This window comes from Vogesella fluminis (assembly GCF_014652335.1).
GTDB lineage: Bacteria > Pseudomonadota > Gammaproteobacteria > Burkholderiales > Chromobacteriaceae > Vogesella > Vogesella fluminis.
The window spans coordinates 15,940-33,314 of the sequence record NZ_BMYP01000001.1 but is presented as its reverse complement, the minus strand read 5'-3'; the positions used below and the strand labels follow the sequence as shown (position 1 = coordinate 33,314).

The 17,375-nt window shown below is 63.9% G+C and carries 18 protein-coding genes and 1 other RNA gene; 15 read left to right on the top strand and 4 right to left on the bottom strand.

Features of this window, described 5'->3' with window-relative positions; translation table 11 throughout:
- Nucleotides 1-14: 14 nt before the first annotated feature.
- The 5 genes from IE083_RS00140 to IE083_RS00120 all read left to right on the top strand — a co-directional run bounded on the left by IE083_RS00140 (nucleotide 15) and on the right by IE083_RS00120 (nucleotide 3,233).
- Nucleotides 15-416 carry a GFA family protein gene (locus IE083_RS00140; protein WP_189351617.1) on the top strand — a complete coding sequence of 134 codons (402 nt, stop codon included), beginning with the start codon at nucleotides 15-17 and terminating at the stop codon, nucleotides 414-416.
- Between the two features lie 8 nt (nucleotides 417-424).
- On the top strand, nucleotides 425-1,612 hold the full coding sequence (gene prpF / locus IE083_RS00135; RefSeq protein ID WP_189351616.1) for a 2-methylaconitate cis-trans isomerase PrpF: 1,188 nt from the start codon (nucleotides 425-427) through the stop codon (nucleotides 1,610-1,612).
- A gap of 171 nt (nucleotides 1,613-1,783) precedes the next feature.
- Nucleotides 1,784-2,506 (top strand): substrate-binding periplasmic protein, encoded by a 723-nt coding sequence (locus IE083_RS00130; protein WP_189351615.1) that lies wholly within the window; start codon nucleotides 1,784-1,786, stop codon nucleotides 2,504-2,506.
- Nucleotides 2,507-2,604: 98 nt separating this feature from the next.
- Nucleotides 2,605-2,703: signal recognition particle sRNA small type (gene ffs / locus IE083_RS00125), an RNA gene on the top strand.
- Nucleotides 2,704-2,906: 203 nt separating this feature from the next.
- On the top strand, nucleotides 2,907-3,233 hold the full coding sequence (locus IE083_RS00120) for a helix-turn-helix domain-containing protein (RefSeq protein ID WP_047968489.1): 327 nt from the start codon (nucleotides 2,907-2,909) through the stop codon (nucleotides 3,231-3,233).
- A 220-nt stretch (nucleotides 3,234-3,453) separates the two neighbouring features.
- Here the strand turns inward: IE083_RS00120 and IE083_RS00115 are convergent, their stop codons facing one another.
- Nucleotides 3,454-3,903 (bottom strand): universal stress protein, encoded by a 450-nt coding sequence (locus tag IE083_RS00115; protein WP_189351614.1) that lies wholly within the window; start codon nucleotides 3,901-3,903, stop codon nucleotides 3,454-3,456.
- A gap of 127 nt (nucleotides 3,904-4,030) precedes the next feature.
- Here IE083_RS00115 and IE083_RS00110 point away from each other — a divergent pair, with 127 nt between their 5' ends.
- The 4 genes from IE083_RS00110 (at nucleotide 4,031) to IE083_RS00095 (ending at nucleotide 6,737) form a co-directional block, all read left to right on the top strand.
- The gene (locus IE083_RS00110) at nucleotides 4,031-4,477 is read left to right on the top strand and encodes an acyl-CoA thioesterase (protein WP_189351613.1); all 447 of its coding nucleotides are present in this window, start codon (nucleotides 4,031-4,033) and stop codon (nucleotides 4,475-4,477) included.
- On the top strand, nucleotides 4,474-4,890 hold the full coding sequence (locus IE083_RS00105; protein ID WP_189351612.1) for a hypothetical protein: 417 nt from the start codon (nucleotides 4,474-4,476) through the stop codon (nucleotides 4,888-4,890). Before IE083_RS00110 ends, IE083_RS00105 begins: the two co-directional genes overlap by 4 nt.
- A gap of 114 nt (nucleotides 4,891-5,004) precedes the next feature.
- A complete protein-coding gene (locus IE083_RS00100) occupies nucleotides 5,005-5,844 on the top strand; it encodes an AAA family ATPase (protein WP_189351611.1) in 840 nt (279 codons plus the stop codon).
- Between the two features lie 2 nt (nucleotides 5,845-5,846).
- The gene (locus IE083_RS00095; protein ID WP_189351610.1) at nucleotides 5,847-6,737 is read left to right on the top strand and encodes a tyrosine-type recombinase/integrase; all 891 of its coding nucleotides are present in this window, start codon (nucleotides 5,847-5,849) and stop codon (nucleotides 6,735-6,737) included.
- Between the two features lie 9 nt (nucleotides 6,738-6,746).
- Here IE083_RS00095 and IE083_RS00090 read toward each other — a convergent pair whose 3' ends face one another.
- A complete protein-coding gene (locus IE083_RS00090) occupies nucleotides 6,747-8,879 on the bottom strand; it encodes a patatin-like phospholipase family protein (RefSeq protein ID WP_189351609.1) in 2,133 nt (710 codons plus the stop codon).
- Nucleotides 8,880-9,036: 157 nt separating this feature from the next.
- On the opposite strand from IE083_RS00090, the gene IE083_RS00085 reads away from it, so the two are divergent.
- A complete protein-coding gene (locus tag IE083_RS00085) occupies nucleotides 9,037-10,560 on the top strand; it encodes a cyclic-di-GMP receptor FimW-related protein (RefSeq protein WP_189351608.1) in 1,524 nt (507 codons plus the stop codon).
- A gap of 76 nt (nucleotides 10,561-10,636) precedes the next feature.
- Here the strand turns inward: IE083_RS00085 and IE083_RS00080 are convergent, their stop codons facing one another.
- On the bottom strand, nucleotides 10,637-11,467 hold the full coding sequence (locus IE083_RS00080) for an SDR family oxidoreductase (protein ID WP_189351607.1): 831 nt from the start codon (nucleotides 11,465-11,467) through the stop codon (nucleotides 10,637-10,639).
- A gap of 204 nt (nucleotides 11,468-11,671) precedes the next feature.
- Between IE083_RS00080 and IE083_RS00075 the strand changes: the two genes are divergently transcribed.
- The 4 genes from IE083_RS00075 to IE083_RS00060 are packed head-to-tail and all read left to right on the top strand — an operon-like array spanning nucleotide 11,672 to nucleotide 15,989.
- Nucleotides 11,672-11,905, top strand: coding sequence for an exodeoxyribonuclease VII small subunit (locus tag IE083_RS00075; protein ID WP_189351606.1), 234 nt, complete (start codon nucleotides 11,672-11,674; stop codon nucleotides 11,903-11,905).
- Nucleotides 11,895-12,791: a polyprenyl synthetase family protein gene (locus tag IE083_RS00070; RefSeq protein WP_189351605.1), complete on the top strand. Its 897-nt coding sequence runs from the start codon at nucleotides 11,895-11,897 to the stop codon at nucleotides 12,789-12,791. Before IE083_RS00075 ends, IE083_RS00070 begins: the two co-directional genes overlap by 11 nt.
- Nucleotides 12,792-12,815: 24 nt before the next feature.
- Entirely contained in the window at nucleotides 12,816-14,669 is a 1,854-nt protein-coding gene (gene dxs, locus IE083_RS00065; protein WP_189351604.1) for a 1-deoxy-D-xylulose-5-phosphate synthase, read from the top strand.
- A gap of 24 nt (nucleotides 14,670-14,693) precedes the next feature.
- Complete coding sequence (locus IE083_RS00060) at nucleotides 14,694-15,989, top strand: MgtC/SapB family protein (protein WP_189351603.1); 1,296 nt, start codon at nucleotides 14,694-14,696, stop codon at nucleotides 15,987-15,989.
- A 13-nt stretch (nucleotides 15,990-16,002) separates the two neighbouring features.
- On the opposite strand, the gene IE083_RS00055 is transcribed toward IE083_RS00060, so the two are convergent.
- Nucleotides 16,003-16,428 (bottom strand): acyl-CoA thioesterase, encoded by a 426-nt coding sequence (locus IE083_RS00055; RefSeq protein ID WP_189351602.1) that lies wholly within the window; start codon nucleotides 16,426-16,428, stop codon nucleotides 16,003-16,005.
- Nucleotides 16,429-16,561: 133 nt separating this feature from the next.
- Here IE083_RS00055 and IE083_RS00050 point away from each other — a divergent pair, with 133 nt between their 5' ends.
- Nucleotides 16,562-17,113, top strand: a complete 552-nt coding sequence (locus IE083_RS00050) for a thymidine kinase (protein ID WP_189351601.1) — start codon at nucleotides 16,562-16,564, stop codon at nucleotides 17,111-17,113.
- Nucleotides 17,114-17,375 lie beyond the last annotated feature (262 nt).

Below are 17,375 nucleotides of genomic sequence, written 5' to 3'. Positions count from 1 at the left end.
CGGGAACAGGCAATATGGAAAAGACCTATCATGGCAGTTGCCATTGCGGGTCTGTCACCTTTGAAGCAGACCTCGACCTGAGCCAACCCACCTACCGTTGCAACTGTTCAATCTGCCGACGCACCCGCTTCTGGCCCGCCATCGCCCGGGCCGGGCAGTTCCGCCTGCTGACCGGGCAAGCCGAGCTGACCCAGTACCTGTTCAATACCCGGAAAAATCAGCATTACTTCTGCAAACACTGTGGCGTGCGTTGCTTCGGCATCGGCACCGAGACCCCGACCGGCCTCATGTATGGCGTAAATCTGGGCTGCCTCGACGATGTCAGCGACACAGAACTGGCACAAGCCCCCATCACCTATGTGGATGGTCGTGACGAGCACTGGGATCGGCCGCCGGTGGTGTTTGCCCACCTTTGAGGATAGTCATGACTCATCAAGCTCAAGCCCGCATTGCCGCTACCTACATCCGCGGCGGCACCAGCAAGGGCGTGTTCTTCCGCCTGCAGGACCTGCCCGCCAGTTGCCAGCAGCCGGGACCGGCGCGCGACAAGCTGTTCCTGCGCGTGATCGGCAGCCCCGACCCCTACGCCGCGCACATCGACGGCATGGGCGGCGCCACCTCCAGCACCAGCAAGTGCGTGATCCTGTCCAGGAGCACGCGGCCCGACCACGACGTGGACTACCTGTACGGCCAGGTCGCCATCGACAAGGCCTTCGTGGACTGGAGCGGCAACTGCGGCAACCTGTCCACCGCCGCCGGCGCCTTCGCCCTCCACGCCGGCCTGGTGGACCCGGTGCGCGTGCCGGACAACGGCGTGTGCGTGGTGCGCATCTGGCAGGCCAACATCCGGAAGACCATCATCGCCCACGTGCCGGTAAGCAATGGCCAGGTGCAGGAGACCGGCGACTTCGAGCTGGACGGCGTGACTTTCCCGGCGGCAGAGATCGTGCTGGAGTTCCTCGACCCGTCCGACGACGGCGACGAAGGCGGCGCGATGTTCCCCACCGGCCAACTGGTGGACGACCTCGACGTGCCCGGCATCGGCACGCTCAAGGCGACGATGATCGCCGCCGGCATCCCCACCGTGTTCGTCAACGCTGCCGATATCGGCTACACCGGCACCGAGCTGCGCGAGGCGATCAACAGCGACCCGGCGGCGCTGGCCCGCTTCGAGGCCATCCGCGTGGCCGGCGCGCTGCGCATGGGCCTGATCAAGACCCCGGAAGAAGCCGCCACCCGCCAGCACACACCCAAGATCGCCTTCGTGGCGCCGCCGGCCGACTACACCGCCTCCAGCGGCAAGCAGGTGAAGGCCGCCGATATCGACCTGCTGGTACGCGCGCTGTCGATGGGCAAGCTGCACCACGCGATGATGGGCACCTGCGCGGTGGCCATCGGCACCGCCGCCGCCATTCCCGGCACGCTGGTCAACCTGGCCGCCGGTGGCGGCGAACGCAGTGCGGTGCGCTTCGGCCACCCGTCCGGCACCCTGCGCGTCGGCGCCGAAGCCAAACAGGTTGACGGCCAGTGGTCGGTGACCAAGGCGATCATGAGCCGCAGCGCGCGCGTGCTGATGGAAGGCTGGGTGCGCGTGCCGGGCGACATCCTGTAGCCCCAGCCGTCACCCCGTTGCGGCCAACCTTGCCGCCAATAACGCCCGACACAACAAAACCAGCTCTTGCCTTGCTTCCGGATATGCTGCCGGCAGAATCACGCCGGCAGCATTCCCGCACTCCCTCTACCGTGTTAGATTCACTCTTCGCACCATCGCAACGGATTGCGCATGAAACAAACCTTGATGGCCGCCAGCTGGCTGCTGGCGGCTTCACTGGCATCCGCCACCCCCGGCAAACTATTAATACTGCTCGATAACAGCACCGAGATGCCGCTGGCCAGCCTGCAAGGCTCAACCTTACTAGCCGGCATTCATCTGGAAGTGGGGCGCGCGCTTGCCAGTGAATTCGGCAAGCAGGCCAGTTTTCTGGTACTGCCCCGCAAGAGAATCAGCGACAGCCTGCAAAATGGCGACGCAGACCTGCTTTGTCTGTATCGGCCCGAATGGCTGCCAGGCCCGTTTCAGTGGTCCCGCCCGTTCCTGCCCAATGCCGAGCTGTTGATTACGCGCCGCGATCAGCCTCGCCCCGGCAGCATCACATCACTGGCCGGACAAGGCATCGGCACCATCCACGGCTTCCGCTACCCGGAGCTGGAAACCGGTCTTGGCAAAAACCTTATCCGGGACGACGCTCCCAATGCCAGTAGCAACCTGAAAAAGCTGGAAGCCGGGCGCACCCATCATGCTGCAATCAACCAGCTTTATCTGCACTATCAGCAAAAACTGGGGCAATTACCGGTTGCACTGCACCCGCCACTGGTGCTGAACAACTACCAGACCGGTTGCGCCCTGTCCCGACGCAGCCAGATCAGTTTGCCACAGCTCAATCACGCCATTACCCACCTGGTCAACAATAAAACCATAGCGCGCATCCTGGAAAAATATCGATAGCATCAGCATTGCCACCGCACCATGACTGCCGTACCCGCCCACACCGGCACCCCTCCTTGCCATGGCCGGAATTAATCTATACAATGCCTTTTCTCAATGGCGGGTCTCCCCGCATTGCGCGATGGTCAACCTGGTCAGGTCCGGAAGGAAGCAGCCACAGCCGTTTAGCGCAAGTGCCGGGGGTCGGGCTCGCCACCCCAATTTACCCCGTTGCCGGCAATCACCCTCGGCAACGGGCGTTTCGCATAAATTACACTGTCCTTTTCCTCGCAATCCTGCTATCATACCGATGCAAGTCAAATAAGGCTGGGCAAAGACTCGGCCATATGTTTTATTTTTGCAAAAGTCACGCGGACACTACCCCGTCCATGATTAACAGAACTCATATGCGAGGAACGCCATGAAATTGTTTGATAAAATCCCCAATCCGCGCGAAATCCGCCGCAAGCTTGGTTTGAACCAACAGGAATTCTGGAGCCGCATCGGCGTTACCCAGTCTGGCGGTTCGCGCTATGAAAGCGGTCGCAACATGCCAAAACCGGTACGCGAATTGCTCCGTCTGGTACATGTCGAGCAGATCGACCTGGCGAAAGTCCGCCGTGAAGACTTCGAGATTGTTGAATATCTCAAGGAAACCCACCCGGACCTGTACAAGAGCCTGCGCAAAGCGGTTCGTGCCCGCCTTGATACCCAAGGCGAAGCTGAAGGCACCGTTGCCGAAGCCTGAGCAAGCGATTGAAGCAGCAAAGAACGCTCCGGTCCGCCGGCAATGCCGCTCCATAAGGACTTTTGGGCTGCCTTTCCAGTTTGGAGAGCACCTGAAACCACAAAAAAGCACCGTTCCCCATACTTGGAGACGGTGCTTTTCTGTTATGTGAACGACATTATATCCGTCAGGGGCGTTCTTTAGTTACCGGCCGCCACAAAAACCGGCAGCACAGCAGCGATCAATCTCCGGCATTACGCACCAGCAGTACCGGCACGTCAGCGATCTTCAGCACCCCCTCGGCAACACTTCCCAGCAGCAGGTGCATCAACCCGCCAATGCCGTGAGTACCCATCACCAGCAAATCTGCCCCCCACTTGCCGGCGTCGTCCATGATGACACTGGCGATGCGGTCGCCCCAGCTTTCGATGATGGCAGCCTCCGGCGCCACACCCAGCGCCTCGGCACGCACACGTGCCTGCGACAGCACCTGCTCGCCTGCCTGGCGAATCGACCCCTGCAGCTCTGCCGCGTCCAGAAACTCGGCACCACCCCAACCAAACTGCGCCAAATCCACCACATGAACCATCCTCACGGCGGCACCAACTTCCTTGGCCAGCTTGCACGCCTCGGCCAGGGCCAGGGCCGATGTCGCACTATCGTCAACCGGTACAAAAATACGCTGATACATGGTGACCTCCCGTCTTGATACACGATTGGATTGCTGTATTCATACTAGATTACCGGTGCCGAGGAAAGTATTGATAAAGATTAACGGCGGGCGCAGTATGACAAAAACCCTCACAACAGGTTAACGCATGGCACGCCTCATCTTGCCTGAACTCGACAACCCGGTATTTGACTGCCGGCTCGACATCCGTATCAGCGACATCAACTACGGCGGCCACTTGGGCAACGATGCCGCACTGCGCTTTGCGCACGAGGTCCGGCTGCGCTTCCTGCAGAGTATTGACTGTACCGAGATGGATATTTACGGTGCCGGCATCATCATGAGCGACGCGGCGGTAATCTACCGCAACGAGGCCTTTCATGGCGACACGTTGGTATTCAGCCTCGGCATCACCGACTTTAGCCGCTGCGGCTGCGATTTCATTTACCAGGCCCGACGCTTGAGCGACAATGCCGCAATACTGCATATCAAGACCGGCATTGTCTTCTTTGACTACCAGCAGCGAAAAGCAACCGCTGTACCAGCCGCCTTTGCCGCGCAATTCAGACAGCAACAAGAAGGAATCGCGACATGAAAAACTATCCCACCAACAGTCCGGAAGCCCTTGCCCGCATCCTTGCCATGTTCATGATTACCGATGGCGAAATGGAAGCACACGAGATCGAGTCCATGGAAAGCCTGAACGTCTATGAGATCATCGGCCTGTCGCGCAAGCGGTTCATCGAAGTGCTGACCAAATACTGTGACGACATATCGGACGAAGCCGAGAACGACGGCACCATCCACCTGCTGTCGCCGCAGCGCGTCAACGAGGTGCTGGACGTGATCACCGATCGCAGCAAGCGCCTGTTGTGCTGCGCCATCGCGCTGGACATCTGCAAGGCCGACAGCGCGATCAGCGACCCGGAAATGCTGCTGCTGCGCCACATGATGCAGCACTGGCAGCTGTCGCTGGAAGACCTGGAAAATGAATTCATCCGCCAGTAACTCCCTGGTACACCTGTAGCTGAACCATAATCAGCGCAGGCACTGCTGCACCGCAACGGCCACCCTGAGTGGCCGCTTTCGTTCGGCAATCACCATCCAACACGAGCCCATCACATGAAGCAGAAATTCACCGGCAGCGAGCAGTATATTGCCACCCCCGACCTGATGACCGCGGTCAACGCCGCCATCACCCTGGAACGCCCGCTGCTGATCAAGGGCGAGCCCGGCACCGGCAAGACCATGCTCGCCGAGCAACTGGCGAAGGCGCTGGGCAAGCCGCTGATCGTGTGGCCGGTCAAATCCACCACCAAGGCGCAGCACGGCCTGTACGAGTACGATGCGGTATCGCGTCTGCGCGACTCGCAGCTTGGCAACGAGCGCGTGCACCACATCGGCAACTACATCGTCAAAGGCAAGCTGTGGCAGGCGTTCGAGGCCAGCGAGGCGCCGGTGCTGCTGATCGACGAAATCGACAAGGCCGACATCGAGTTCCCCAACGACCTGCTGCGCGAACTGGACCAGATGGAGTTCTTCGTGCACGAGACGCAGGAGCAGATCAAGGCCCACCAGCGCCCCATCATTGTCATCACCTCCAACAACGAGAAAGAGCTGCCCGACGCCTTCCTGCGCCGCTGCTTCTTCCACTACATCCGCTTCCCCGATCAGGACACTCTGCAGCGCATCGTCAACGCCCACTTCCCGACGCTGCGTGACAGCCTGCTGCGCCATGCGCTGGAAAGCTTCCTCGCCATCCGCGAGCTGCCCGGCATCAAGAAGAAACCGTCAACCTCGGAGCTGCTGGACTGGCTGCGCCTGCTGCAGGCCGACGGCACGCCGGACAGCGCGATCCACAACGGCGGCGTGCCGCCGTTTGCCGGCGCCCTGCTCAAGAACGAGCAGGACATGTCGCTGCTGGAGCGCATCCTCAACGCCACCCGCGCGCGCCGCAACTGACCATGAACGACGCCTGGACCACCAAGCTGCAACAGTTCGACCAGCAACTGCAGTTGGCCGCAAGGAGCGAACACACGCGCGCAGCCTACGCGCGTGACATCACCTACCTCGCCAGGCTGACCCGGCTGGAGCAGCCGGAACAGGTCAACACCCTCGCCGTGCAGCGGGCACTGGCGCAATTGCGCCACCAGGGACTGTCGCCGCGTTCGCTGGCGCGCATCCTGTCCAGCTGGCGCAACCTGTTTCACTGGATGATCCGGCAGGAGCACATTGCGGCCAACCCTTGCACCGGCCTGCGACCGCCACGGGCGCCGCAACGCCTGCCCAAGGCACTCAGCGTCGACGCCACCATGCAGCTGCTGGATCAGACCAGCGAGGGGCGGCTGCAATGGCGCGACCACGCCATGTTTGAACTGATGTACTCCTCCGGCCTGCGCCTGAGCGAAACCACCGCACTCAATGTTGCCGACCTCGACCTGTCACAGCAGCTGGTCAAGGTCAGCGGCAAGGGCAAGCGCGAACGGCTGCTGCCGGTTGGCCGCAGTGCTGCCGACGCGCTGCGCCGCTGGCTGGATGTGCGCGGCAGCACCCAGGATGACGCACTGTTCGTGTCGGAACAGGGAACACGGCTATCATCGCGGCAGCTGGCGCGGCGACTGGAAAAATGGCGACTGCAAAGCGACTGCGAACAGCACGTGCACCCGCACATGCTGCGCCACTCGTTTGCCAGCCACATCCTGCAGTCGTCCGGCGACCTGCGCGCGGTGCAGGAAATGCTGGGGCACGCCAACCTGGCCACCACCCAGATCTACACCAGCCTCGACTTCCAGCACCTGGCCAAGGTCTACGACGGCGCCCACCCGCGCGCCAAGAAGACACCGGACAACTCGTAACGCGCACCCTCAATACTGCGCGCCGAGGCTGAAATAGCCGGTCCACTGCCCGCCCTTGGCATTACCGACGCCGACCGACCACGGCCCCAGCACGGTGTCGGCGCCCAGGAATAGCGTCATGCCCGGCAACCAGCTGCTATTGCACTGATCCCACACCGTGCGCCACGCCTTGCCAGCCTCGAACGACACCCCGGCATACAGCCCGGAGCCGAGCGCCGACGGCAAGCCGGCGGCACGCCAGTACAGCATGCTGCGCAGCAAGGCGGTGCGACTGGCCAGCAACTCGCCCGGCTGGTAGCCGGACAGGTTGTTGAAGCCGCCCAGCGCGTAGACCATGCCGTCGCCACGCCCGAAGGAGCCGTCAAACCGCGCGGTGGTGCGCAGCGTGACGTCGCGCGGCAGCAGCTGCGCCGCGTCAAGGCGGAGGCCGACACTGTGATAGCGCTCATCCAGCGCCATGGTGTACGGCGCCGACAGCGAAAACTGTGCCGCCATGCCCTGTCGCGGCCAACGTGGATTATCCAGCTGATCGTAGTTGAACAGCATTCGCACACCGCGCGCACTCTGCCGCTCGCGCGCATCGTCATAGACCGCCGCGCCGGTCTTCAGTCGCAGCGCGGTACGGCTCTGGTACACCCCCAGCCGCAATTCGCCGAACTGCCGGAAATCCCAGCCCAGATCGGCATTGGCCTGCGTGGTGCCGAAGATGAAATCCGCCTCGCGCCGGTGACCGGGCGAGTACAGCGAATACAGCCGGTCCTCGTAGCGCGCCGACAGGCTGGCGAACAGCTGGCTGTCGGTTGCCAGCGGCTGATACCACTCGCTGCGCAACATCGGCTCCTCGCCCAGCCGCAACTCGTTGAGCCACATGCCGCCCGCGGCGTTCAGCCAGCTGCGCTTGTGCTCACCCAGCAGCGCGAAGCTGGCGCGGCCGTTGGTGGCGCTACTCAGGCTCAGCCCGGCACGCAGGTAATTGGGGCCGACAAAGCGCTCCTCTGCCGTCACCCGCGCCACATTCTGCCCCTGCTCGAACGCGGCGCGGTAGGACAGCCGCTCCAGGTCGCCACCGGCGAACACCTCGGTCAGGCGACGATGAAAGGTCTCCAGCGGTAGCGCGGTGGAGGCGGCCGACAGCCGCTGCTGCAACGCCTGCGGATCGACAAAGTCGAAATTGCCGGCCACCTCGACACGGTCGATGCGCGCTGACTGCGGTGCCCGTTGCGTCGCCTGCCAGGCGGCATAGCGCTCCGGCGGCAGCGCGAACGGTGCCAGTTGCGCGGCGATGCCCTGCGCCGCGCGCCGGCCGGCCTCGGCGATATCCGCGTTGCGCGCAAAATCGGCGGGAGAAAAGCCGTCCAGGGTTGGCCGCAACAGCAAGTCCTGCGGCCGCATCTTCGCCAGCTGCTCCTTGCTGTTGCGCGCCACCATCAGGTAGCTGGTCTGGTCCAGCACATTGATGAAGCTGCGCAGCTGCTCAGCCTTCAGCGGCGGGGTGCCGACATCAATCACCAGCAGCACGTCGGCGCAGCCGCCGAGCAGCTCTTCCACCGGCAGCTGCCGCGCCAGGCCGCCATCCACCAGCAGCCGGCCGTCATGCTCCACCACATCGAACAGCCCCGGCACCGCCATGCTGGCGCGCATTGCCAGGCTCAGGTCGCCACGGTCAAACACCACCGCGTCTCCGCTTTCCAGATCGGTGGCCACCGCGCGAAACGGGATCGACAGGCGGTCGAAGCCGGGCTCGTCGCGGGCGCGGGGCAGCTCGCGAATGAACAGGTCGATGGCCTGCGAATTGATCGCGCCGCGCGGAATGCGCAGCTCGCCGTCGCGCACACCGAAGGACAAGTCGAAGTAGTTGACCAGATCGCCCTGCTTGCGCTGATAGGGCACGTCCTGCCGCGCCGGCTTGCCGGACAACAGCACATCCCAGTCGGCACGCCGAAACAGCCCGGCCATCTCGTCCAGCGAGCGGCCACTGGCGTAGGCGCCGCCGATCAGGGCACCGGCGCTGGTGCCCGCGATGCAGGCCACCGGCACCTGCAGGCGCTCCAGCTCCTGCAGCACGCCCAGGTGGGCAAAACCGCGCGCCCCGCCGCCGCCGAGCACCACCCCCAGCCGTGGCGGGGCGGCAGCGTGAGCCAACAACGGCAGCAGCAAGACGGCAGCCAGACACAGGCACCGGAATCCGGAGAAAGGCATAGCCAGCAACCACTCTTTCTGTTATTGGTCCAAGATACGCTAATATAGCGGGATAATAACGTTCCCTGATTTACAACCTACCCGTGCCCGTTTCCAAGCAATGATCGACAACATCAAAACCATTCTGGGATCCCTGCTCGGCAAGCACAAATCCAGCGACAGCACCGTATCCGCCACCTTGCTGGTAAGAAACCTGCCGGGTGACGAGTATTACACCACGCTGATCGAGATCATCAAGGCCGTCAGCAAGGTCAACAAGGATGCCACGGTTACCCTGAAAGACCGTATCAGCACCCTGCTCTACGTCGACAGCCAGTCCGTGGCCATGCATGACAAGCTGTGCAGTGAATTCCTGCACGGCTCACCACGCTCAAAATCATTCCTGCCCAGCATCCTGTCCTACTGGACCGAGCTGTCCAATGGCTATCAGCTGTGCCTGCGCCAGATGCACAGTGCCAAGAATTTCGCCATCGACAGCAATATCGAACTGGCCACCGTGCGCGCACTGCACCACCAACTGAGCTTGGTGAAATGGAGCGCGCTGCGCTACATCTCGGCCGAAGGCAACATCTGGCAACAGGCCTATCACCTGTACCAGTTTGCCGAGCAAGAGCAGTTTCACACCAAACGCATTGCCCTGTACGAGCGGCGCAGCAGCATTTCTGCCGAAGAGCTGCTGATCCAGGCGGCAATGCTGCACCTGGCACAGACCGACAACCTGCTGCCGCAGGAAATCGAGGCCATCCACCTGCTGCTGCAAAGGCTGGTGGATGGTGTGCATCTGGAACAGCAGACCACACAAAGCGAATTCCAGTACGTGATCAACCTCGACATGCCTGCCGCGCCGCAGCTGCTGCGCCGCGGCGTGCTGGGCAAGAGCTGCCGCTACTGGTCCGGTGACCATGTCGTCAACCGTCTTGCCGACCTGATCCTCGACTTTGACCAGGGCATTCCGGATGCCTTTACCCGCGCGCTGCCGGAAATGAACCGGGAATTGTGGCATGACATGCTGCAGAAGCTGTCGACGCGCTGGTCGCAGGATGGCGGCAAGTCGATGCGCCGCCACGAACGGCTGGCATCGACCGGGCAGGCGCGGGCGGAAGTCGGTTTCGAGCGCATCGCCCACCATCTGAAAGTCAACCGCAACCTGCCGCCGGATGATGACAACCTGGTACCGGAATGGCGGGTCAACGATGCCAGCGAGGCCGGCATGGGGCTGGTCTACATTGGCCGTGCCGTAGAAAGCCTGGTCATCGGCCGCAGCATCTGGGTATCGCAAAAAGACCGCCCCAGCCAGTTTGGCATCATCCGCCGCGTGCAGCGCCTGCCGGAAGGCGGCACCCGTATCGGCGTCGAGCTGCTCGGCACCCTGCCGCTGCCGGTGATCCTCAGCGAAAACGAGCGGGAGGCCATCGCCAACCACAATGGCCTGTACATCACACAGACCAATGCCAAAAAAGGCAAGCGTGTCTTCATCGTGCCCAAGCTTTTTGCCAGGCCGGGCTTGCTGCTCAATTTCCAGGCCAACGGCAAGTCCTACCAGATCCGTATCGGCAGCGTGATCAACCAGTTCGAGGACTGCCACCAGGTCGAGTTCGAGACCCTGGAACGGCTCAGCGACTGAGCCGGCCTACACCGGCGACAAAAAGGCGGTCGTCACTGGCGACCGCCTTTTCATTTGTGCCTGGCGGCAAACCCGCTCACGCCGCCCGCCCCAGCACCGCATCCAGCCAGCGCGTCGGCAGCAGCCGCTTCAGCCACCAGAACAGGTGCGTCGGAAAGGTGACACGGTAGCGCGCCACCGGCCGTGCGGCCAGCAAGGCCCGCTCTACCTTGGCCAGCACCGCCGTCGCCGGCAAGGTGAACGGCGCGGCGTGGCCTTCCTTCTTCAGCCGCTGCAGCTGCTTTTCGTAAGAGTCGCGGTGCGCGCTGTGCGCGATGTCGATGTTGGCCAGAAACCTGGCCAGCGCATTGCGGCGGAAGCGGCTCTCGATCGGCCCCGGTTCGATCAGGCTGACATGGATGCCGCTGCCGGCCAGCTCCAGCCGCAGCGTGTCGCACAGCCCTTCCATCGCGTACTTGCTGGCGTTGTAGGCGCCGCGATACTTCATCGCGGCAAAACCCAGCACCGAGCTGTTGAACAGCACGCGGCCATGTCCCTGGCGCCGCATCACCGGCAACACCGCATTCAGCAGCTCCCAGGCACCGAACAGATTGGTCTCGAACTGCGCCCGCATCGCATGGCGCGGCACGTCCTCGGCGGCACCGGGCTGGCCGTAACCGGCGTTGTTGAACAGTGCGTCCAGCGTGCCGCCGGTGCGGCACAGCACCTCCGCCACCGCGGCGTGGATGCTGGCGCTATCGTCCACATCGAGCCGCAGCGCCTCCAGCCCCAGCTGCTGCAGGCGGCTGACGTCCTCCGTCTTGCGCGCGCTGGCAAACACGCGCCAGCCCCTTGCGGCCAACCCTTGCGCCACTACCAGACCAATGCCGGACGAACAACCGGTAATCAAGATGCTTTTGGCCGCCACGCTGCCATCCTTCCGTCGATCATTGAGGCCGCCACGATAAACAGCTGCCCGCCGGGGGTCAAACACAACAGGCAGCCTGTCGCTGCGGCAGCCTGCCGCCAGCCACGGCGACACGGCGTGCAAACACCGGCGCCACTTTGTGCGGGCGCAGAAAACACCTACAATGACGGCCGGTAAACCGAACACTGCACAAGGAACAAGGTAATGGCCAAATCCGCCAAGGCGCCGGCGAGCTTCGAAAGCTCACTGGCACAACTGGAAGACATCATCCAGGCAATGGAAAGCGGTGACATGCCGCTGGATGCGGCACTCGCCTCCTACAAGCAGGGCATCGAACTGATGAAGTTCTGCCAGGCCAGACTGGCCGATGCCGAACAACAACTGCGGGTGCTGGAAAACGGCGAACTCAAGCCACTGGACATCAGCCATGAGCAATGAAAACCTTGTCGGCTGGATGACCGCCACCCAGCAATACGTCGAAAACGCACTGGAAGCGGCACTGCCGGACGAACAGCGCGCCCCGCAGCAACTGCACCAGGCGATGCGCTACAGCACGCTGCAGGGCGGCAAGCGCGTGCGCCCGCTGCTGGCCTTCGCCGCCGGCGAGCTGGTCGCCGCCGATGCGGCCAACCTTGGCCGCGTCGCCTGTGCCGTGGAAATGATCCACGCCTACTCGCTGGTACACGACGACATGCCGTGCATGGACGACGACGTGCTGCGCCGCGGCAAGCCGACCTGTCACGTCGCCTACGACGAGGCCACCGCGCTGCTGGTCGGCGACGCCCTGCAGACGCTGGCCTTCGAGCTGATCACCACCCCGTTACCTGGCGTGGATGCCGCACAGCAACTGGCAATGGCAAGACTGCTGGCACAGGCCTCCGGCCACGCCGGCATGGCCGGCGGCCAGGCCATCGACCTCGCCAGTGTTGGCCGCAGCCTGAACCAGACCGAGCTGGAATTCATGCACTGCATGAAAACCGGCGCGCTGATCCGCGCCGCGGTACTGCTCGGCGCCATGTGCGGCCAACCTTTGAGCGCCGAACAGATCGACAGCCTCGACCATTTCGCCAAGCGCATGGGACTGGCATTCCAGGTGGTCGACGACGTGCTGGATGTCGAGGCCGACACCGCCACCCTCGGCAAGACCGCCGGCAAGGACGAGGCCAACGACAAGCCGACCTACGTCAGCCTGATGGGCCTGCAGGAAGCCAAGCAGTTTGCCCGCGAACTCTACAACGACGCGCAGGCCGCACTGGCACCATTTGGTGACAAGGCCGCGCGTCTGAAACAGCTGGCCGACTACATCGTCGCCCGCTCGTTCTGAACGACAACACAACACAACAACAATATGACCACACTGCTCGACACCATCCACAGCCCGGCGGACCTGCGCCAGCTGAAACGCGGCGACCTGCCGCAGCTTGCGCGCGAGCTGCGCGAATTCATCGTCGAATCGGTGAGCAAGACCGGCGGCCACTTCGCCTCCAACCTCGGCAGCGTGGAGCTGACCGTCGCCCTGCACTACGTGTTCAACACCCCGGACGACCGTCTGGTGTGGGATGTCGGCCACCAGACCTACCCGCACAAGATCCTCACCGGCCGGCGCGAGCGCATGCACACCATGCGCCAGCAGGGCGGTCTCGCCGGCTTCCCCAAGCGCGACGAATCCGAATACGACACCTTCGGCGTCGGCCACTCGTCCACCTCGATCGGTGCCGCGCTGGGCATGGCGGTTGCGGCACAACTGCAGGGCATCGAGCGCCGCTGCATCGCCATCATCGGCGACGGCTCGATGACCGCCGGCCAGGCGTTCGAGGCACTGAACAACGCCGGCGCGATGGACACCAACCTGCTGGTGATCCTCAACGACAACGACATGTCGATCTCGCCCAATGTCGGCGCGCTGAACAACTACCTGGCCAAGATCATGTCTGGCCGCTTCTACGCCGCCGTGCGCCAGGGCTCCAACAAGGTGCTGGGCGGCATCGCCCCGCCACTGCGCGACATCGCCAGCAAGGTGGAAGAACACGTGAAGGGTTTCTTCACCCCCGGCACGCTGTTCGAGGAGTTCGGCTTCAACTACATCGGCCCGATCGACGGCCATGATATCGACGTACTGACCGATACCCTCAACAACATCAAGAGCCTGAAAGGCCCGCAGTTCCTGCACATCGTCACCAAGAAGGGTCAGGGCTACAAGCTGGCCGAGAACGACCCGGTGAAATACCACGGCGTGACCAAGTTCGACCCGGCCAACGGCCTCTCCGGCAGCAAGAGCGGCGGCAAACCACAGTACACCCAGGTGTTCGGCGACTGGATCTGCGACATGGCCAAGCTCGATTCGCGCCTGGTCGGCATCACCCCGGCGATGCGCGAAGGCTCCGGTCTGGTGCGCTTCGAGCAAGAATATCCGCAGCGTTACTTCGACGTGGCGATTGCCGAGCAGCACGCGGTCACCTTTGCCGCCGGCCTCGCCTGTGACGGCCTGAAGCCGGTAGTGGCGATCTACTCCACCTTCCTGCAGCGCGCCTACGACCAGCTGATCCACGACGTGGCGTTGCAAAACCTGCCGGTGGTGTTCGCCATCGACCGCGCCGGTCTGGTCGGCGCCGACGGTCCGACCCACGCCGGCTCCTTCGACCTGTCCTTCCTGCGCTGCATCCCCAACATGACGGTGATGGCACCGTCGGACGAGAACGAATGCCGCCAGATGCTGTACACCGCGTTCACGCTGGACGGCCCGAGCGCGGTGCGCTACCCGCGCGGCACCGGCCCCGGCGCTCACATCCAGCACGAGATGAGCGCGCTGCCGATCGGCCGCGGCCACATCCGCCGCCAGGGTGCCGGCAAGGTAGCCATCCTCGCCTTCGGCAGCATGGTGACGCCGGCGCTGCAGGCGGCCGAGGCCTTCGACGCCACCGTCGCCGACATGCGCTTCGTCAAGCCGCTGGACGCCGAACTGGTGCTGCAGCTGGCCGCCAGCCATGAGCTGATCGTCACCGTCGAGGAAAACGCCATCATGGGCGGTGCCGGCAGTGCCTGTGGCGAAGTGCTGGCTGCGGCCAACATTCAGGTGCCGCTGCTGCATCTGGGCTTGCCGGACGACTACGTCGAGCACGGCGACCCGGCTGTGCTGCTGGCCGGCTGCGGCCTCGACGCCGCCGGCCTCGAAGCCGCCATCGCCGCCCGTCTGGAGCAGTAACCCGTATCGCCGGAGGGCGTGCACATGAGCAATTGGGACTTGGGCAGCTGGCTGTCACTGGCCGATTCGCCGTATGCCGCGCTGCCGGCCATCGTGACCAGCCTCGGCATCGGCCTGCTGATGGGGGTGGAGCGCGAACGCAAGAAGCGCGCACTGGCCGGTATCCGTACCTTCCCGATGACCTCGGTATTCGGCTGTCTGCTGGCGCTACTGGCGCAGCACGGCAGCGCGAACTGGCTGCTGCCGGCACTGGGGCTGCTGGTGGTCGCCAGTCTCGGCTTCCTGCCGCTGGGCCGCGAGACAGAGGAGAACGAACCGCGCACCACTACCGTGGTCGCGCTACTGCTGGCCTACGGCCTGGGCCTGCTGTCGGCCAACGGGCTGGAAGAACTGGCCGTCGCCATTGCCATCATCGTCACCGGCCTGCTGTACCTGAAACCGGAGCTGAGCGGCATCAGCCAGCGGCTGGACCGCCGCGACCTGCTGGCGCTGCTGCAGTTCGCCGCCCTCACCTTCATCGTGCTGCCGGTGCTGCCGAATCAGGGCTTCGGCCCCTACACCGCCCTCAATCCGTACCGGGTCTGGCTGATGGTGGTGCTGATCGTCGGCGTCGGCCTCGCCGGCTACTTTGCCGTGCGCATGCTCGGCGAGCGCGTCGGCACGCCGGTGCTGGGCATCCTCGGCGGCCTGGTCTCCACCACCGCCACCAGCCTGGTCTATGCCCGCGCCGCGCACGACAACCCGGCCTCGGTGGCGCTGTCGGCGCGGGTGATCCTGCTCGCCAACCTGGTGCTGTTCGTGCGGCTGGCGCTGATCATCATGGCCGTGGCGCCGGCGGCGCTGGAAGGCGCCATCCTGCTGATGGCACCGCCGCTGCTGCTCGGCCTGTTAACGGTGATGCTGCGCCCGCGCCATGCCGCCAATGACCAACACGAGACGCCGGCGCTGCAGCTGAGCAACCCGGCGGAGCTGAAACTGGCGCTCAGCTTCGCGCTGGTATTCGCCATCGTGCTGGTGTGCAGCGCGTGGCTGAACGACCTGTTCGGCCAGCGCGGCGTGTACGTGATCGCGCTGATCTCCGGCCTCAACGACGTCGACGCCATCACCCTGACCGCGCTGGAAATGCTGGGCAAGCAGCAGCTGGCGCTGATGCCGACGCTGCTGGCGATCAGCATCGCCATCGCCAGCAACACCCTGTTCAAGTTCGGGCTGATCTCCAGTCTCGGCGGCCGCCTGCTGGCGCTGCGCTGCCTGCCGACCTTCGTGGTGATGCTACTGGGGCTGGGCATCGGGCTGTGGCTCAACCTGGTCGCCGGCTGAGCCTGCCCGCCGTTCAGGCGTCGGCGCCAACGGCGCGCAATCGCTCGCGGATCGGCTCCGGAATCGACACCGTCTTGCCGGCCTGGTAATCGACCCACACCAGCGTCGCCTCGCCCACCGCGTACACGGTCTCGGCATCACCCTCGACTCTGAAATGGTGGCGCAGCTTCAGGCTGCTGCGGCCAACCTTTTCCACCTCGATGCTGATCAGCACCGTCGCCGGATAGGTCATCTCGCGCTTGTAGACGCAGCTGGTGCTGCCCAGCACCGGGCCGATGCCCTGCGGGTCGATCGGGTAGCCGATGTCGTCCAGCCACTCGACGCGGATCTGCTCCATGTAGCGGAAGTAGCAGGTGTTGTTGAGATGGCCGACCGCGTCCATATCGCCCCAGCGCATGCTGATGCGGCGGGTGTCGAGCAGTGGCAGGATTTTTTCCATCGTGGGCTCCGGTATCTGGTTGCATTGCAGCATGCGATCATAACGCGCGACTGACGTTAACGTCAGCACGCCGCCGTGCAACACAGTGTTCAGCCTGCGCTAGAATGGCGGGCTTACCTGCCTTCAGCTCATCATGGCCAAACTCTTCTTCCGCTACGCCGCAATGAACAGCGGCAAAAGCACGCAACTGCTACAGATCGCCAACAACTACGAATCGATGGCCAAGACGGTGCGGCTGTATACCGCCGCCATCGACGACCGCTTCGGCGTCGGCAAGATCACCTCGCGCCTCAATATCCAGCGCGACGCGCTGACCTACGACGACCATTTCGATTTTCTGGCCGCGGACTACGCCGGCATCGCCTGCGTGCTGATCGACGAGGCGCAGTTCCTGAGTCCGCAGCAGGTACAACAGCTGCACCGGCTGGCGCATACCCGCCACGTGCCGGTAATCTGCTTCGGCCTGCGCAGCGATTTTCGCGGCGAGCCCTTCCCCGGCGCCGCCTGGCTGCTGGCGCTGGCGGAAGACATCGAGGAGATCAAGACCATCTGCCACTGCGGCCGCAAGGCCACCATGCACATCCGCCGCGACGGCGACGGCCGCCGCATCAAGGAAGGGCCGCAGGTGGAGATCGGCGACGAGGCCCGCTACCACGCGGTGTGCGCCAGGTGCTTCTACGCCTGAACGCCAACGCCACCCTTCCCCGCCGGCGTCCAGCGCTGGCGTTTTTATTGGCCGTGACCGGTGCGCGGCCACGCCGCTAACCGGCCGGCGCTGGCACTGACGGCGAGACGCACACCTCGCTTGCGGCCAACCTTGCCCGGCTACGCAAGCCCGGCCGCCCACCCGGAGCATCACCGCGCGCCAATGGCAGCGCCGGCCGGCCTTTCCTGAGCGCGCCGCAGTCTCGCCTTCCTGTGGCGCCGGCCTTGGCACTATAAAGAAC

Excerpts from the sequence above, each read along its gene's own strand:
- IE083_RS00070 (WP_189351605.1), top strand. The coding sequence starts at position 11,895 with ATGAGCAATGAAAACCTTGTCGGCTGGATGACCGCCACCCAGCAATAC.
- IE083_RS00085 (WP_189351608.1), top strand. The coding sequence starts at position 9,037 with ATGATCGACAACATCAAAACCATTCTGGGATCCCTGCTCGGCAAGCAC.
- IE083_RS00110 (WP_189351613.1), top strand. The coding sequence starts at position 4,031 with ATGGCACGCCTCATCTTGCCTGAACTCGACAACCCGGTATTTGACTGC.
- IE083_RS00050 (WP_189351601.1), top strand. The coding sequence starts at position 16,562 with ATGGCCAAACTCTTCTTCCGCTACGCCGCAATGAACAGCGGCAAAAGC.
- IE083_RS00100 (WP_189351611.1), top strand. The coding sequence starts at position 5,005 with ATGAAGCAGAAATTCACCGGCAGCGAGCAGTATATTGCCACCCCCGAC.
- IE083_RS00075 (WP_189351606.1), top strand. The coding sequence starts at position 11,672 with ATGGCCAAATCCGCCAAGGCGCCGGCGAGCTTCGAAAGCTCACTGGCA.
- IE083_RS00120 (WP_047968489.1), top strand. The coding sequence starts at position 2,907 with ATGAAATTGTTTGATAAAATCCCCAATCCGCGCGAAATCCGCCGCAAG.
- IE083_RS00115 (WP_189351614.1), bottom strand. The coding sequence starts at position 3,903 with ATGTATCAGCGTATTTTTGTACCGGTTGACGATAGTGCGACATCGGCC.
- IE083_RS00060 (WP_189351603.1), top strand. The coding sequence starts at position 14,694 with ATGAGCAATTGGGACTTGGGCAGCTGGCTGTCACTGGCCGATTCGCCG.
- IE083_RS00130 (WP_189351615.1), top strand. The coding sequence starts at position 1,784 with ATGAAACAAACCTTGATGGCCGCCAGCTGGCTGCTGGCGGCTTCACTG.
- IE083_RS00105 (WP_189351612.1), top strand. The coding sequence starts at position 4,474 with ATGAAAAACTATCCCACCAACAGTCCGGAAGCCCTTGCCCGCATCCTT.
- IE083_RS00055 (WP_189351602.1), bottom strand. The coding sequence starts at position 16,428 with ATGGAAAAAATCCTGCCACTGCTCGACACCCGCCGCATCAGCATGCGC.
- dxs (WP_189351604.1), top strand. The coding sequence starts at position 12,816 with ATGACCACACTGCTCGACACCATCCACAGCCCGGCGGACCTGCGCCAG.
- IE083_RS00140 (WP_189351617.1), top strand. The coding sequence starts at position 15 with ATGGAAAAGACCTATCATGGCAGTTGCCATTGCGGGTCTGTCACCTTT.
- prpF (WP_189351616.1), top strand. The coding sequence starts at position 425 with ATGACTCATCAAGCTCAAGCCCGCATTGCCGCTACCTACATCCGCGGC.
- IE083_RS00095 (WP_189351610.1), top strand. The coding sequence starts at position 5,847 with ATGAACGACGCCTGGACCACCAAGCTGCAACAGTTCGACCAGCAACTG.